Genomic DNA, 17,001 nt, shown 5'->3' on the forward strand with positions numbered 1-17,001 from the left:
TTGCGTAGCAAAATCAGGGTGAGGTTTCTCAGGAGTGGATGAGACTTAACCAAAAATTGCGTTCAGAAAGGACTTGTGTGTACACCGTAGCCTTGTAGCAGAGAAAAATGGAAGTGAGGTTGTCTTATTAGTCTATTCATTTTTAAATCGCTGTAAAGGCTCAACTTCCAACCTCAAAGGCTCAACTGTCAGCCTCAAAGGCTCAACTTCCGACCTCAAAGGCTCAACTTCCGACCTCAAAGGCTCAACTTCCGACCTCAAAGGCTCAACTGTCAGCCTCAAAGGCTCAACTTCCGACCTCAAAGGCTCAACTTCCGACCTCAAAGGCTCAACTTCCAACCTCAAAAGCTCAACTTCCGACCTCAAAGGCTCAAACTCTCCACTTCCTACTTCCCTACCTCCCACTAGAAACAAAAAAATATGCGAATTCCTACTGCAACTTATCGAATTCAGTTTACACCTGAGTTTGGCTTTGACAACGCTAAGGCGATCGCAGCTTATCTGGCAGATTTAGGTATTTCTGATTTATATGCCTCCCCCATTTTCTACGCACGATCCGGGAGTACGCATGGCTACGATATAGTAGATCCCACTCAACTCAACCCAGAACTGGGAACTAATGAATCCTTTGATGCATTAGTTGGTGAAGTTCAATCCCTTGGTATGGGTTGGTTACAAGATATTGTGCCCAACCACATGGCCTATAGCAGCGAAAACCCTTACTTGTTGGATGTATTAGAATACGGCCCAGATTCCAGCTATACCGACTACTTCGACCTTTCTTGGAATGCTCCCTTTGGCGATCGCCAAGAGCGAATCCTAGCACCGCTACTGGGAGATTTCTACGGTGTATCCTTGGAAAACGGAGACATTAAACTACAATATGAACAAAACGGTTTAACTGTAAACTATTACAGCTTGAAACTGCCGTTGCGGTTAGAGTCTTACACAAAATTTATCACTCAGAATCTGGGTAAACTCACGCGCACACTGGGACGCAATCACCCCGATTTTATTAAGCTATTGGGGATTCTATATATTCTCAAAAGTGTGCCCTCAGAGGTTGCGGGAAAACAGCGACAAGACCAAATTGCATTTATTAAAGGATTGGTTTGGGAACTCTACACCACAAACGATGTTATCCGCGAGTTCATTGACGAAAATATCCAAACTTTCAACGGAGAACCAGGCAATTCAGAAAGCTTTAACCTCCTAGATGATTTACTGAATGACCAGTTTTACCGTCTCTCCTATTGGAAAGTTGGGGCGGAGGAAATGAATTACCGCCGTTTCTTTACTGTCAATGAACTGATTTCCGTTAAAGTTGAAGAAGTGCGAGTTTTTAATAACACCCACAGCTTAATTCAAAAGTTGGTTGAAGAAGGCACATTTACAGGTTTAAGAATTGACCATATTGATGGACTTTATAACCCAATCCAGTACCTCGAAAGGCTGCGGGAAAAAACAGGGGATATTTACATCACGGTGGAGAAGATTTTAGAACTCACCGAAGAATTGCCGGAAAATTGGGCAATTGAAGGGACATCTGGATATGACTTTTTGAATTATGTAAATGGCATATTTTGTCAAACGCAAAATAAATCGAAGTTCGATAAAATATACCATAACTTTATCGGCTCCAGAGTAGATTATGCATCGGTGGTGAAGGATAAAAAGCATCTGATACTGGAAAAGAATTTGGCAGGAGACATTGACAATCTGGCTCTATTGTTAAAGAATATTTCCAGCAAATATCGCTATGGCAATGATTTTACACTGAATGGACTAAAAAGAGCGATCGCCGAAGTTTTAACACTGTTCCCGATTTACCGGACATACATTACGCCCGATGGAATTGGGGATAGCGATCGCGCTACCATTCAAGAAGTAATTGACCAAGCCAAAGAACAAGCGCCCCTGTTACATCATGAATTGAACTTTATTGAAAAGTTAATGCTGCTAGAGTTTGATAATTCTCTTACTCAAACAGAACGCGAACAGTGGATATATTTTGTCTTGCGGATGCAGCAATACAGCGGGCCTTTGATGGCAAAAGGCGTAGAAGACACCACATTATATGTTTACAATCGCTTGCTTTCGCTGAATGAAGTTGGAGGTAATCCTGGTCATTTTGGGATTTCAGTAGCCAAATTTCATGGCTTTAACGAACAGCACCAAGCAACCTGGCCTCACACAATGAACACCACCGCCACCCACGACACCAAACGCGGCGAAGATGTGCGCGCCAGGTTGAATGTCCTCTCAGAAATCCCCGATGAGTGGGAACAGCAGGTAAATACTTGGAGCGCCATGAATCAAGGACATCGTAGCGATGGCTTCACCAACCCCTACGGTGTACGCCACGGGTTTGCTATGCCCGATCGCAACGATGAGTATTTTATCTATCAAACCCTAGTAGGGGCGTTTCCCTTTGCAGAAAATGAATATGCATCCTTCATGGAACGGGTGAAAGACTATATAATTAAGGCAATTAGAGAAGCGAAAGTCCACACAGCATGGTTGCGACCTGATAGCAGGTATGAAGAAGCTTGTACCTCCTTTATTGACAAGGTACTTGACCCTTCGATCTCCGGGGAATTTCTAGAAGCGTTTCGTCCCTTTCAACAGCGAATTGCAGACTATGGTATATTCAATTCCCTTTCCCAAACTCTGCTGAAGATTACCGTACCCGGCGTACCTGACTTTTACCAGGGAACGGAACTTTGGGAATTAAGCCTAGTCGATCCAGACAATCGCCGTCCCGTGGATTTTGAACAACGACGTACTTACTTAAGCGCCATCCGCGAACAAGTAAAAACAGACATTCTCGGACTAATTCAGGAGTTGCTGAACGACAAAACAGACGGCAGAATCAAACTATTTTTAACAGCTCAATTACTCCAAGCCAGAACAAACTATGTCTCATTATTCCAGGACGGTGACTATTTGCCACTAGAAGTTCAGGGAACCTACGCCAATCACATTATCGCCTTTGCGCGGCGGGAAGGGAATCAAACAGCGATCGCGATCGCGCCTCGCTTTTTAACTAGCCTCATCCAGCCTGGAGACAACCCCTTGGGCGAGTCAGTTTGGCAAGATACGCACCTGCAATTACCCCCTGGAACTCCCTTGACCTGGAAAAACGTCCTAACTCAGCAACCTTTGGAGGTTACAGAAACATTATCTATCGCAGCAGCCCTTACCCATTTTCCAGTTGCTCTGTTAGTTAGTAGTGCCGAGTAAAACAGGACTTACGCACTGAAACTACCTGAAGCCTCGATTCCCCACTCCCCACGCCAGTCGCTCATGGGGAGTCAATTGATTTTGGATTTTGGATTGACGATTTTGGATTGACACTTCGGCTTACCTCGACTTCGCTACTTCGACGCCGCTCAGTACAAGTCGATACAAGTCGCTCAGTGCTGACCCCCGACTACCTTAGCGTAGCGGGACGAAGTACGGGTATGGGGCTTGAGGATTTTGGATTGACGATAATGGAATTGTTCCGCCCACGCTTGGACGGGGCATAGTTAAGGCAGTGGCTCCCCTTCTCACATTGCCACAGCCTAACACCTGCCGTAGGATGCTTGAACGCAAGAGCGTCTCCTTTACGGAGTAAGGGCTGTTGGGAGAAGACCGCGCCCACTCCCTTTAAAAGGGGGGATCTCTTCTGCCTAAGTCCGATAAAAAAATAAATCTGTCTCGCCCAGAGAAAACGCCGTAAAACCTCTGCGCTCCCACCATTCGCGCAGCGTGTCGCTTAGGATAAGTTCAGATGTCTGACGAGAAACCGCTTCGCATCAACGGCAAAAGCCGCCGCTCATACTTCTCTCTGCGTTAAAAAAATCCGAACTCTTCAACACCCTGTCAAATTGAAAATGATACTATGACCACTTCATCTTCTATCCAAACTCCAGCGTTTACCACCACGCAGATTGATACCGTGCGGGCCCATATCAAAAAGACATGGAAAACCTTAACGCGATCGCACGAACACTTATTACAATCTGCAAAGGATACCAAGCTATACCACAAAGCAGACACTGCTTGGATTGTCTATATTTCACCTTTAGAAGATTGTCCCAATATTCAGAGTGTGTTGGAGCGATCGCTATCTCCCAAGGATATGCAACAGCTGGAAATTCGCACTTTGCCACCTGAAGTCGAGGCGATTAAAGAGCATGGGTTACTATACCTACCAGGGCCTTATGTCGTACCAGGTGGTCGCTTTAATGAAATGTATGGCTGGGACAGCTACTTTATATTACTGGGACTTTTGCACGATGGGGAATTAGAGTTAGCGCAAAGCCAAGTAGACCAACTGCTGTACCAGGTGCAGAATTACGGGATCATCCTCAATTCCAACCGGACTTACATGCTGTCGCGATCTCAGCCTCCTGTCCTCAGCATGATGGTTTTGGCATTATTCCAGCACACCCAGGATGAAGAGTGGTTAAAGTCAATTGTACCGCTGCTAGAGCAATTTTACTATTACTGGGTAGTACCGCCCCACCTAAATTCCGCAACAGGCTTATCTAGATTCTATGCTCTTGGGGAAGGTCCCGCACCAGAAGTTTTGTTCTCTGAGCGGGATGAGCAGGGGAAAAGCCACTACGATCGCGTCAAGGAGTACTATAAAACTTTTGAAGTTGAGGATTATGACGTTAGTCTTTATTACAACCAGGAAACTGACCAACTGACCAAGCTATTTTACAAAAGCGATCGCACCATGCGCGAGTCTGGTTTTGATATCACCAACCGATTTGGCCCTTTCAGTGCTGATATCCTCCACTACGCTCCTGTGTGCCTCAACAGTTTGCTGTATCAGGTAGAACAAGACATGGCGCAAATTAACGATATTCTGGGGAACGAACAACTGGAACAAAAATGGAGCAATCGTGCAGATATCCGCCGCGATCGGATCGATCTGCGTCTCTGGGATGAAGAACAGGGACTTTATCTGGACTATCACTTCCAGAGTGGAAAACGCCGCCGTTACGAATTTGCTACCACGTTCTATCCCTTGTGGCTGGGAATTGCTTCGCCAACCCAAGCTAAACGTGTTGTGGAAAATCTCTCTTTGTTTGAAGCCCCAGGCGGAATTTTTACCAGTACTCGTGTCACCGGAAACCAGTGGGATGCCCCCTTTGGCTGGGCACCATTGACGTTAATTGCCGTCCAGGGACTTCACCGCTATGGGTATCATACAGAAGGCGATCGCATTGCCAATAAATTCCTAGCTATGGTAATTAAAGAATTCGGGCGTCACAACACCCTAGTCGAGAAATATGATGTTGAACGCTGTTCTGCCAACGTTTCCGACGAAATCTGCTTTGGATATAGTTCTAATGAAGTTGGCTTCGGCTGGACAAATGGAGTCATTCTAGAACTTTTAGCAGCCTGTGGGAAAAAAGTTTAAATAAAAAAGCGTGAGTTTTTTTCTCACGCCTTCATCTTAAGTAACGCATCCTCCAATGAAAGCATTACTTCATAGCTGCCTCGTACCAAATCATCAGGAATAATCACAATGGTTCAATCAGCCTCAAAAGTTCTGACCGTTGAGGAATTTATTACCCACTACGATGAGTGCGATCGCTATGAACTAATTGATGGTGAATTAATTGAGATGGAACCAACCGGACCACACAAGCAAGTATCTGCCTTGATTGGGCGAAAATAAAAACTTAAACGTCCGGATTAAAACGATTGTAGACTCTTTACGGAACTTCTCCCGTATGGACGAAGCTGAGATAAAACAGGTCAACATCCATGAGGGCACTGATAGTACGCTGATGATTTTACAGCATCGCCTGAAAGGCAAGTCTAACTGGGAAATTAAATTGGTTAAAAATTATGGCAACCTGCCGTTGGTTGAGTGCAAACCTTCTCAATTGAACCAGGTGTTTATGAATATCATTTGCAATGCAATCGATGCCCTCGAAGAACGAGATCAACAGCGCACGTTTGAGGAAATTGAGCAACAGCCCAGTCAAATTCTGATTTCTACTCAAATGCTTGATTCACATCTGGTACAGATTCGGATTGCAGATAACGGTCAAGGTATCCCAAAAATCGTTCAAGAACAATTGTTTAACCCATTCTTTACCACTAAGTCAGTTGGCAAGGGGACTGGATTGGGGTTGTCGATCAGCTATCAGATTGTGACTGAGAAGCATAATGGCTCATTGTGGTGCCATTCCATACCCGGTCATCAAACCGAGTTTGTGATTGAGATCCCGATTCGACATACTGTCTAAACAATATTTCCGAAATGTTATGTATCTAATCTTACTTTAGTAATGTGGATTAAATAAAGTGCAAAACTTGGTTTAAAGACTTAAATCAATTCTGAGCTTTAGAAACCTTACCAAAACCCCTGGCTTGTAAGCCTTGTAAGCCTTCTAAAGCTTAGATTTCTGCCTCCAGCGATTAGCTAATGCTTGCAACAATTCGCTCTATTTTTTCTTTGCCTAAACTCTTGTTATAAAAGGTGGTCATATCGCTTAAGTCTTTCCCTGCCATACCATAACGGTCATTATAGATATGGAGCGGGGAGCGGCTTATCTTTCCCCTTGCGTCTCTTGAAGACATAGGCATCCTTGAGCGCGTCTCTCCTGTAATCCATCAACTCCTGCCACAGATATTGTGGTAATAAAATGTGACGGGACTTATCCCCCTTCCCCACAACACTAATCTGCCCCGTGAGATTGCCTGGCGTAAAATTCCTCCACCTCAACCCTACCAACTCTGACACCTGCAACCCAGCTATATATCCCTCTTCTGTCACTTTCCCTAGATAAAAAGATGTAAACCTTGCCAGACAAGAGTTTTAGCCTAAAGCAATGATTATATCCATCGTATTAGAAAATAAAGCCACAAACCCAATCCCAGTCAGAGTTTTAAAAGTTGCCTTGGTAGGGAAGGGGTTGGGGGTTAGGTCTCTATTGGACTCAACACAGAAGCGCTATATATTCAGCACCTACTAAGTATCATCTGTACGCTTATCGTAAGGCTCACCTGTAAAAGGTTGTACGCCAATAGAAGGATAAGCATCATCCGTAGGGCCAAAAATCCGCATTGCAGCTTCAGAAATATACTGGGTTATGTTCGCAATGATTTTGGAAATAGCCATAATATTGGACTCCTTTTTTCGAGTCGCTTTAATTGTGATACCTATACTCTAATGCTGATATTCTTGACTGGTTCCAATTCTCAATATATTGAGAATATATGCAATGTTTATTCAGATAACTTCGCAATACTTTAGTTAGTCAAAAAGTTTAACTTTTCTTTTTCATTCTAATTGAAACTTATCTATTTCTCCAAATCCTGTCTGGGAAAGAGGCTGGCAAACAAACTTGCCTTGGCAGGATATCATTTTCTTTCATTAGCCGGCCGTTAAAATAACATTATTGCTAGCTTTTACTATTAAAAAACATTAAATATTCTATGAAGCTAGGATTAATTTACCTATAAATCTACCGTTACACAGCAATCTCTAAAATATACCTGCTAGGAGTTGACATTATTTATGGTAAATATTACCATAATTAGAAGAAGCATCTTGTAAGGAAACTCTTGCATGACAACTTTCTTAGATTTGGACTATGTACATAAACAGCAAAGCCAGCAGAACCAGGAACTAAACTTCTGTACGGATGACTACAGCTTGCTGACGGATCTTTATCAGTTGACGATGGCAGCTTGTTACACAGGCGAAGGTATAGAACAACGACGGGCAAGCTTTGAATTGTCTGTAAGACGTTTGCCAGAGGGTTTTGGTTATTTAATTGCAATGGGGCTGACGCAGGCATTGGAATATTTAGCCAAATTCCGCTTTAGTCCCTCGCAAATTGCGGCATTACAGGCGACGGAAATTTTCGCTCATGCTAGCGATCGCTTTTGGTCACTTTTAGCTGAGGGAAAGTTTACGGGTGATGTTTGGGCAGTACCGGAAGGGACAGCCGTCTTTGCCAATCAGCCACTGTTGCGGGTGGAAGCACCGCTTTGGCAAGCGCAACTAGTGGAAACTTACCTCCTGAATACGATTAATTACCAGACTTTGATTGCCACAAAGGCAGCACGGGTGAGGGATGTAGCGGGGGAGTCAGCAACACTTTTAGAATTTGGGACAAGACGAGCATTTAGTCCGCAAGGGTCTTTGTGGGCGGCGCGGGCGGCCTTGGCAGGTGGGTTAGATTCCACTTCCAATGTGTTAGCAGCGCTACAACTGGGACAAAAGCCAAGTGGTACGATGGCACACGCCCTGGTGATGGCGTTGTCAGCAATAGAAGGCACTGAAGAACAAGCTTTTAGTGCATTTCATCGATATTTTCCGGGTGCGCCATTGCTGATTGATACTTACGATACTGTTGCTGCTGCCCAGCGCTTGGCCCAAAAAGTAAATTCTGGGGAAATGCAATTAACGGGAGTGAGATTGGACTCAGGAGATTTAGTTACCTTATCAAAAGAGGTGCGATCGCTCCTTCCTGGTGTGCCAATTTTTGCTAGTGGCGACTTGGATGAGTGGGAAATTGCCAGGTTAAAAGCCGCTGGGTCCCAAATTGATGGTTACGGACTGGGAACGCGACTAGTTACAGGTTCGCCTGTAAATGGAGTCTATAAACTTGTAGACATTGATGGTATCCCAGTGATGAAGCAGTCGAGTGGTAAGGTTACTTATCCAGGGCGCAAGCAGATTTTTCGATCGTTTACGGGAGGTAAGGTAAAAGCAGATAGGTTGGGACTTTTAGGTGAAAGTCCTCTGGATGAAGAATCTTTGTTGCAGTTGGTAGTGCAGGAGGGTGAGCGGGTGCAACCACTGGAGTCGTTGGCAACAATTCGTCAGCGTACCGCCGCCTCAGTTGCTAGTTTGCCACAACAGACACGGCGTTTGGATCATCCTGTGGCTGTGCAAGTGGAAATTTCTGCCGCACTGCAAGAATTGACTGAGGAAACTAAGAAACGAACCGCAGAGGCACAGAGAACACAGAGGTAAAAGTACTCTTTCAGTCTGTCTTAATTACGAATTACGAATTAGTATGAGAATTGCTTTGTTTGGAACGAGTGCCGATCCACCAACTGCTGGACATCAAGAAATTCTGAGTTGGTTGTCTGAGCGTTATGATTGGGTAGCGGTTTGGGCAGCGGATAATCCATTTAAGTCCCATCAAACACCCTTAGAACATCGGGCGGCAATGCTGCAATTGTTGATTGCAAATATTGACGCGCTACGGCACAATATTGCTTTGGAACAAGAATTGAGTAGCTTCAGAACACTGGAAACAGTGGAAAAAGCAAAGGTTACTTGGGGTGAAGACGCTGAATTGACGTTGATCATTGGTTCAGATTTACTGAGTCAGCTACCACGTTGGTATCGCGTTGAAGATTTGTTACAGGAAGTGCAACTACTGATCGTGCCGCGACCGGGATATGCAATAGATGAGTCTAGTTCAGAGGTAGTGCAAAAGCTGGGAGGGAAGATTGTGATCGCTAGTCTGACCGGTCTAGATGTTTCCTCAACAGCGTACCGCGAACATGGAGATTCTAAAGCCCTCACAGCCCCTGTAGTTGCCTATATTAATCGAGAGCATTTGTACGAATGCCAGGACGTTCCCAAAAAAAGATACCAACTCCGCTAAACCAACAACCTTTGGCCGATTTCAAGGTTGGTGTTGATAATGTAATTTTTTCTGTAGATACTGCACAAAATCGGCTGTTAGTTTTACTAGTAATGCGACAGCAGGAACCATTTTTAAATCATTGGAGTCTTCCCGGTACTTTAGTGCGTCGAGGAGAGTCTTTAGAAGATGCCGCCTATCGCATTATGGCGGAGAAAATTAAGGTAAACAATCTCTACTTAGAACAACTGTATACATTTGGAGGGCCAAATCGCGATCCACGGGAAGCAACCGATAGTTATGGTGTGCGTTATCTATCAGTTAGTTACTTTGCCCTAGTGCGATTTGAGGAAGCCGAATTGATTGCCGATCGCATGACTGGCATAGCTTGGTATCCGGTAAAAGAAGTGCCGCAATTAGCTTTTGACCATAATGAAATTCTGGCCTATGGGCACGGGCGGTTGCGTAATAAACTAGAGTATAGCCCGGTGGCTTTTGAAGTCTTGCCAGAAATGTTCACCTTAAATGATTTATATCAGTTATACGCCACAGTTTTAGGTGACAACTTTTCCGATTATTCTAATTTTCGGGCGCGTCTACTCAAATTAGGTTTTTTATGCGATACCGGAATTAAGGTATCACGAGGTGCTGGTCGTCCAGCTAGTTTGTATAAGTTTGACGCTGAAGCTTTTGCTCCCTTAAAGGATAAACCTTTGGTATTTATTTAACCAATCTCTACCAAAAGTCCAAAGTAATTAATTTTGACTCTGCCTATTTTGGATTTTAGATTTTAGATTTCTCCTTCAATCCAAAATCCAAGTTGCGCTGGAAGCGCACCAAAGGTGCGACCCAAAATCCAAAATTGAACAACTCCTAACTAACCAAAAATGAAGATTGCGATCGCTCAAATTAATCCGACAATTGGTGATTTGCTTTTGAATGCCCAAAAAATCCTGGAAGCGGCACAACGAGCAGCATCTAGCGGTGTGCGTTTGTTGTTGACACCAGAACTTTCTTTGTGTGGCTATCCACCAAGGGATTTATTGCTAAATCCTAGTTTTGTGGAAGGGATGGGCATCACTTTGCAAAACTTGGCCCAGGATTTACCACCAAATTTAGCTGTATTGGTAGGAACTGTTGAACAGAACCTAAAAGCCTCTATTACTGGTAGTAAAACTTTATTTAACAGCATGGCTTTGTTAGAGAATGGCAAGGTCAAGCAAGTTTTTCACAAGCGACTTTTGCCTACTTACGATGTATTTGACGAACGTCGCTATTTTGAACCAGGCTTGCAAGCTAATTATTTCACTCTAGATAATATCCATATTGGCGTAACTATTTGCGAAGATTTATGGAACGATGAGGAATTTTGGGGTAAACGGAGTTATGCAGTAAATCCAATTGCTGACTTAGCAATTCTGGGTGTAGATTTGATTGTAAATTTATCTGCTTCCCCCTACACTGTCGGCAAGCAGCAGTTTCGTGAAACAATGCTTAGGTATAGTGCAGTCCGTTTTCAACAACCGATTATTTATGCTAATCAGGTTGGGGGAAATGATGACCTAATTTTTGATGGGCGTAGTTTTGCCTTGAATCGTCAAGGTGAAATTATGTGTCGCACGCGTGGCTTTGACACTGATTTAGTGGTAGTAGAATTTGACGAGGCGCAACGGGATTTGCAGTTGGGTTCTGTAGCACCTGCATATGAATCGGAAGATGAAGAAATTTGGCAAGCTTTGGTTTTGGGAGTGCGAGATTATGCTCGCAAGTGTCGCTTTTCTAAAGTAGTGTTGGGTTTAAGTGGCGGGATTGACTCTGCAATAGTAGCAGCGATCGCAACTGCTGCACTTGGTAAAGAAAATGTCCTTGGTGTTCTCATGCCTTCCCCTTATAGTTCGGAGCATTCCATTAGTGATGCTGTGGCATTAGCCGAAAATTTGGGAATTAAGACTAATCTTTTACCAATTGGGGAGTTAATGCAAGGCTTTGATCAAACATTAGGTGATTTGTTTGCAGGGACTGAGTTTGGACTGGCAGAAGAGAATATCCAGTCCCGAATTCGGGGTAATTTATTAATGGCGATCGCTAACAAATTTGGTTATCTCCTCCTATCTACAGGTAACAAGTCAGAAATGGCAGTTGGTTACTGTACCCTCTACGGCGATATGAATGGCGGGTTAGCGGTAATTGCAGATGTTCCTAAAACCCGTGTATATTCACTTTGCAATTGGTTAAATCGCAATAATGAAATTATCCCGCAAAACGTCTTGACTAAACCACCCAGCGCCGAACTCAAACCAGGTCAAGTTGATCAAGACTCTCTACCGCCTTACGAAATTTTGGATGATATTTTGCAACGCCTGATTCACAACCACCAATCAGCAGCGCAAATTATTGCAGCCGATCACGATCCGGTGATTGTAGACCGAGTAATCCAAATGGTGGCGCGGGCTGAATTTAAACGGCGACAAGCACCCCCCGGATTGAAAATCACTGATCGCGCCTTTGGAACTGGTTGGCGAATGCCAATTGCTAGTAACTGGGTTGGTGTCAAAAAGGCTTACCAGACTAGAACTATACCTACACCTACCTTAGTCTGTTGGGATGGAAAAGATGCTCATCCGCAAATCAAGTAATTAGTTATCAAACCTCTCACTACCTTGAACTTTTATTAAAGTCTGTCCTTCTCCGATGCGGAGAGGGACAGGTTTTGCGTTTTGCATAGTAAAAGCTTTTTTATTAGGCTGATTAGACTGACACTATATAATCCATCGAACTCACGTTAAATAAATATTCTCCGTTTGGGCTTTTATTCTGGGAAAATTAATTTATATACTCTCATACAGCTATTTAATCAAGTAAATTTAAGAATATGTATAATGCAGTTAAAGTATTTTTTTCCTACTCTTACAAAGATGAAGTGTTGCGAGACGAACTGGCAACTCATCTTAGCATGATGAAACGTCAAGGAGTTATTGAGGCTTGGCATGACCGCGAAATCAGTGCTGGTAGTGAATGGGCAAATGCGATCGATGATAATCTGAATGTTGCAGATATCATTCTGCTGCTGGTGAGTGCTAACTTTCTGGCTTCAGATTATTGCTATGACAAAGAAATGACACGGGCAATGGAGCGACATGAACACAAAGAAGCTCGTGTAATTCCCATTATTCTTAAGCCGACAGACTGGAATAGTGCGCCTTTTGGTAAACTGCAAGCATTCCCTAAAAATGCCAAACCTGTCACAACTTGGCAAGACCAAGATGAGGCTTTTTTAAATGTCGCTCAAGGGATTCAGAGAGTAGTTGAAGATATTGCTAAATCAAAACCCTCCTCAACTGTTTCTGGAAATACTACAGCTGCGACTTCCAGCCCTCCTGCAACGAGTGGAGGTTTAACTGATCGCCAGCGTCGCCGATTAGAGCAAGAACGGGATTCACTACAACAACAGTATGACCTGGCTAGCACAAAATTAGGTCGGCTGCGCCAAGCATACGCCATTGAAACGGATGTATCTACAAAGTGGAAACTAGAAGTGCAAATTCAGGAAGCCCAAACAGAACAAAATAGATTAGATCGGCAGCTTGAGAAAATCGAGCAAAAACTTTTGTAATTATATTTTAAAACAGTAATCGCCATGCCCCCAATGAAGTCTGTAGTTGTGAAAATATAAAAAGTACGTTGATCTGATCGCTTCACCTCAAAGCTTCATCATTCAACCTCTGAACTCGAAGATTGCACCTTAGAACACGAGTTGTCGAGTTAAAAGAGCGATCGCTCAACCTTTTAGCCTCGAAATTGCACCTTTTATCCTCGAAGTTGCGCTTTTTACCCTCATTATTCTACTTTTGAACTTAAAGCTTGCACCTGAGAACAGAAATTATCTAGTTAAAAGGGCGTAAGTCTAGCTTGTCGGAGACATTGCTCAACCTCTGAGCTTAATCAATAGGTTCTTTTTACTCATCTAAGCGGTGTGCGATCGCGTTCACCAATCTCTCAAATTCTGATTCGCTGTGAATATCTTCAGTCTGAGTATTCATGTCTCTCAGCAGGTCGGTAAGTTTGGCGATCGTGCTACGTATCTCTCTGTATTGGTCAATATCTTCTCGAAATCCTTGTAAATTATCTGCATCTACTTTTTTAAACGCTGCGTTTAACTCTTTGATTTTCTCTTCCCAGTACTCAATATATTTAATTCTTTCAATAGGGTTAAAAATATTGGCATCTGCTAAAATAATAGGAAAGATTCGCTGATATAAATTCCCATTTTTAGAAATTTCAACCAGTTCATACATACAATTTTCGGATTTTAAATACTGGTCGCTGATTACTAAAATTACGCATATACCACGGCTTAAACGCTGCATATATTCTTTAAATCTTTCTTTATAGCCAATTTCATTGCTGTCACGAAGAATTTTGATGCCTTTGGCTTCAAATGCTTGCTCTATTTTTTCTACAAGTGTTTTGCTTTCTTTATCCCGCCAAGTGTAGGAGATAAATACTTGCTTTTGATTGCTATCTTGTAATCGATGCGTCAATGATTCATCTCGCTTTCGTTCCAGTTCCTTTTGCAACTGTGCAACCTGAGGGTTGAGTTCCTTATCTGGTCTATCGGGTTGGAACATGACATCATCAATTAACCTGCGGACATCCACCATTTCATAGCTGTTTTCGCACTCAATTTGGTAGCGGTTTGCATCTAAACGTTTTTTGAGTGAGTCCAGAGAATACGAATAAGGTGTGGGCAGATTTTTGCAAGTCTCGCAGTTACAAGGAACTAAAGTTTGATATTGCAAACTTTCATAAGAGTTGTGGATTTTTTCCAGTTCATGGGTGATGACAACCATCAATTCTTTTTTGCGGTTTCCGGCTACACGGATTTTAATTTCCCGTTGATTATAGTTTTCAATGATTTCAGCACGAGTTTGGTCTTTGTTGAGAACAACACCGTTTTTCCAAACGAGTTTTTGCTGTTCAATCGAAGGGTGCGTCTCGACAATAAAGCGGGTGAGGATGCCTTTGGGCATGAATGTATAGGTGTAGCGCAGGATTAGGTTGTGGCGTTCGTCCCAGGTATAATCAGCTTTTTCAATAGAGAGCAATTGAGGCGCAATATAGGTGTCACGACGGCCAGGAATTTCGTAGCAAAGCTTGAACCGCATCATTAATTGCAAGAGTTCATCGCGCATATCTGCATATTCGCTATCTTGCCAAATATCTTTGAGGTTTTCCTTGGTAAAACAACCGGGGTTTTGCTTGAAAGTTTGACTGTCCAAAACTTTGTAAACGGCAGTTGTCCCCCATTCCGGTTTGAGGATGACGTAGTGTTTGAGTGTAGAATCGTTTTGAAAGTGGAGGCAAACGCCGAGGTCATGTAAATAGCTACTCAAACGCAGCATGTCTTTACGGTCAGTTAAATTATTGACTCGGCAAAGGTTACAGTATTCTTCAAAGCTGATGTAATTTCGGGAATTGTTCTCTAGAGCGGCTCTGACTCTTACCCAGAGTTTTGGTAGAGGTGTACCAACATGGTCAAGATTGCTGATGTATAGCTGAATAGCGTCTTTAATTTCCCCTAAACCGCGATTAGTATCTAAATTGGTTGCCAGTATTTTCTCCAGATTGCTGAATTCTCCTCGTAACTGGCCCCCATCGACTTCGCACTGACGGTCTTGTTTTTCGTTTTTGATGATGATAACTGGACTTTTGTCGCTCAAGAGTTCGACAACCTTCAGCCACCAGTAAAAATCAGTGTTTTCTTTGCGAGTGTCGGCCACTAGAGCATAAAGAGAACGCTTGCTGAGGAAAAACTGATGGGTTTGGTGGTAGATTTCTTGACCGCCAAAATCCCAGATGTTAACGCGAAAATCTTTGCCATTGGGCTGTGTAAAGTGCCACTGGATCACGTCGATGCCTGCGGTTGATTTCTCATCTGGCTGGAGTTTATAGTTTTCGTTTTTAATTTTCTTGGCTAAAGAGGTTTTACCTGCTCCTCCTTCACAATAATCAAGAATTTTGCTTCGTAGAAGGGTTCGGTTTCGGTTGGATCTTGCACTCGAAAATAGAAATCGAGAATTTCATTCACATCACCCGGATCTTCGGTTAAATCCTTTGACCCCAAAATCTCAGGTGGTATGGGGACTGGGTTACAACGAAGATCAAGCTTTTTCAGATTTACTAGTTCTTTAATTTCTGGCGGTAAACTGCTCAGATGATTGTTGTCGAGGTAGAGCATTTGCAGGTTGTTAAGTTGGATAACTTCTGGTGGCAAACTACTCAGTTGATTTCTGCCAAGGTTAAGTGATCGCAGGTTGTTAAGTTTGATAATTTCTAGTGGCAAACTGCTTAGTCGATTTCTGCGGAGATAGAGCGTTTGCAGATTATTAAGTTGAACAATTTCTGATGGCAAACCGTTTAGTCTATTGTTGCTAAGGTAGAGGGATCGCAGGTTAATAAGTTGGAAAATTTCTGGTGGCAAACTGCTTAGTCGATTGTTGCCGAGATAGAGCGATCGCAGGTTAATGAGTTGGAAAATTTCTGGCGGTAGACTGCTCAGTTGATTATTGCTAAGATTGAGCGATTGCAGGCTGACCATTTGGACTATTTCTGGCGGCAAGCTGCTCAGTTGATTGTTGGAGAAATAGAGTGTTTGCAGATTGGTAAGTTGGAAAATTTCTGGTGGCAAACTGCTCAGTTGATTATTGCTAAGATTGAGCGATTGCAGGTTAACCAGTTGGAAAATTTCCGGCAGTAAACTGCTCAGTTGATTACTACCCAGGTAGAGCGTTTGCAGGTTGGTGAGTTGGAGAATTTCCGGTGGTAGACTGCTCAGTTGATTATTGCTAAGATTGAGCGATCGCAGGTTAACCAGTTGAAAAATTTCCGGCGGTAAACTGCTCAGTTGATTATTGCTAAGATTGAGCGATCGCAGGTTAACCAGTTGAAAAATTTCCGGCGGTAAACTGCTCAGTTGATTGCTATTGAGGTCTAGCGATCGCAGGTTAGTAAGTTGGACAATTTCTGGTGGCAGCGTTGTTAAACCTTTGTCAGAAAGGTCTAATTTTGTCAGCTTTTTTCTGACAGCTTGTTCAATAATTTGCAGCAGTTCTTCGTTAGTCATTTCGGGTTTTACAGAGGCGATGCCTGACGACGAGTTGCTGCTTGGACGCGCAGCAGAGAAATTGAGCTAATTAATAATGTAGCCTGTATCAAGGATTGGATTATGGTAATGTGCGTTAGCGTAGCCCGCCCTTAGACATCATGGCAGACTCCTGCGCCCCTACGAAATCGTTCACCATTCAACCTCTGAACTCGAACCATATTACGGAAAAAATTTAATATATATTGCCAATAAATAGTTTTTTATTCAGTATAATTT

General features: G+C 43.2%; 13 protein-coding genes and 1 pseudogene. 10 read left to right on the top strand and 4 right to left on the bottom strand.

Annotation, left to right across the window (positions count from 1 at the left end; translation table 11 throughout):
- Nucleotides 1–73 precede the first annotated feature (73 nt).
- From V7K49_RS22175 to V7K49_RS22195, 5 genes and pseudogenes are all read left to right on the top strand, one after another.
- On the top strand, nucleotides 74–514 hold the full coding sequence (locus tag V7K49_RS22175; protein WP_335207490.1) for a hypothetical protein: 441 nt from the start codon (nucleotides 74–76) through the stop codon (nucleotides 512–514).
- Nucleotides 421–3,243 carry a malto-oligosyltrehalose synthase gene (gene treY, locus V7K49_RS22180; protein ID WP_335207492.1) on the top strand — a complete coding sequence of 941 codons (2,823 nt, stop codon included), beginning with the start codon at nucleotides 421–423 and terminating at the stop codon, nucleotides 3,241–3,243. The genes V7K49_RS22175 and treY overlap by 94 nt, the downstream gene beginning before the upstream one ends.
- Before the next feature lie 643 nt (nucleotides 3,244–3,886).
- The gene (locus V7K49_RS22185; RefSeq protein ID WP_335207494.1) at nucleotides 3,887–5,419 is read left to right on the top strand and encodes a trehalase family glycosidase; all 1,533 of its coding nucleotides are present in this window, start codon (nucleotides 3,887–3,889) and stop codon (nucleotides 5,417–5,419) included.
- A 108-nt stretch (nucleotides 5,420–5,527) separates the two neighbouring features.
- Entirely contained in the window at nucleotides 5,528–5,680 is a 153-nt protein-coding gene (locus V7K49_RS22190; protein WP_335207523.1) for a hypothetical protein, read from the top strand.
- Nucleotides 5,681–5,693: 13 nt separating this feature from the next.
- Nucleotides 5,694–6,257: pseudogene (locus tag V7K49_RS22195) on the top strand (sensor histidine kinase); the annotation flags it as partial.
- A gap of 278 nt (nucleotides 6,258–6,535) precedes the next feature.
- On the opposite strand, the gene V7K49_RS22200 reads toward V7K49_RS22195, so the two are convergent.
- Nucleotides 6,536–6,787 carry a hypothetical protein gene (locus tag V7K49_RS22200; protein WP_335207495.1) on the bottom strand — a complete coding sequence of 84 codons (252 nt, stop codon included), beginning with the start codon at nucleotides 6,785–6,787 and terminating at the stop codon, nucleotides 6,536–6,538.
- A gap of 195 nt (nucleotides 6,788–6,982) precedes the next feature.
- Complete coding sequence (locus tag V7K49_RS22205; RefSeq protein ID WP_334721861.1) at nucleotides 6,983–7,132, bottom strand: nicotinate phosphoribosyltransferase; 150 nt, start codon at nucleotides 7,130–7,132, stop codon at nucleotides 6,983–6,985.
- 450 nt (nucleotides 7,133–7,582) lie between these two features.
- Here V7K49_RS22205 and V7K49_RS22210 point away from each other — a divergent pair, with 450 nt between their 5' ends.
- From V7K49_RS22210 to V7K49_RS22230, 5 genes are all read left to right on the top strand, one after another.
- Complete coding sequence (locus V7K49_RS22210) at nucleotides 7,583–8,998, top strand: nicotinate phosphoribosyltransferase (RefSeq protein ID WP_334870713.1); 1,416 nt, start codon at nucleotides 7,583–7,585, stop codon at nucleotides 8,996–8,998.
- A 43-nt stretch (nucleotides 8,999–9,041) separates the two neighbouring features.
- Nucleotides 9,042–9,641 (top strand): nicotinate-nucleotide adenylyltransferase, encoded by a 600-nt coding sequence (locus V7K49_RS22215; RefSeq protein WP_334870714.1) that lies wholly within the window; start codon nucleotides 9,042–9,044, stop codon nucleotides 9,639–9,641.
- Complete coding sequence (locus tag V7K49_RS22220) at nucleotides 9,602–10,348, top strand: NUDIX hydrolase (RefSeq protein WP_334870715.1); 747 nt, start codon at nucleotides 9,602–9,604, stop codon at nucleotides 10,346–10,348. Before V7K49_RS22215 ends, V7K49_RS22220 begins: the two co-directional genes overlap by 40 nt.
- Nucleotides 10,349–10,507: 159 nt before the next feature.
- Nucleotides 10,508–12,256, top strand: coding sequence for an NAD+ synthase (locus V7K49_RS22225; RefSeq protein ID WP_335207497.1), 1,749 nt, complete (start codon nucleotides 10,508–10,510; stop codon nucleotides 12,254–12,256).
- Nucleotides 12,257–12,492: 236 nt separating this feature from the next.
- Nucleotides 12,493–13,233: a toll/interleukin-1 receptor domain-containing protein gene (locus tag V7K49_RS22230; RefSeq protein WP_335207498.1), complete on the top strand. Its 741-nt coding sequence runs from the start codon at nucleotides 12,493–12,495 to the stop codon at nucleotides 13,231–13,233.
- A gap of 343 nt (nucleotides 13,234–13,576) precedes the next feature.
- Here V7K49_RS22230 and V7K49_RS22235 read toward each other — a convergent pair whose 3' ends face one another.
- Nucleotides 13,577–15,637, bottom strand: coding sequence for a COR domain-containing protein (locus V7K49_RS22235; protein WP_335207520.1), 2,061 nt, complete (start codon nucleotides 15,635–15,637; stop codon nucleotides 13,577–13,579).
- Nucleotides 15,595–16,743: a leucine-rich repeat domain-containing protein gene (locus V7K49_RS22240; RefSeq protein WP_335207499.1), complete on the bottom strand. Its 1,149-nt coding sequence runs from the start codon at nucleotides 16,741–16,743 to the stop codon at nucleotides 15,595–15,597. Before V7K49_RS22240 ends, V7K49_RS22235 begins: the two co-directional genes overlap by 43 nt.
- Nucleotides 16,744–17,001: the final 258 nt, after the last annotated feature.

Source organism: Nostoc sp. (genome assembly GCF_036919675.1).
Classification (GTDB): domain Bacteria; phylum Cyanobacteriota; class Cyanobacteriia; order Cyanobacteriales; family Nostocaceae; genus Nostoc.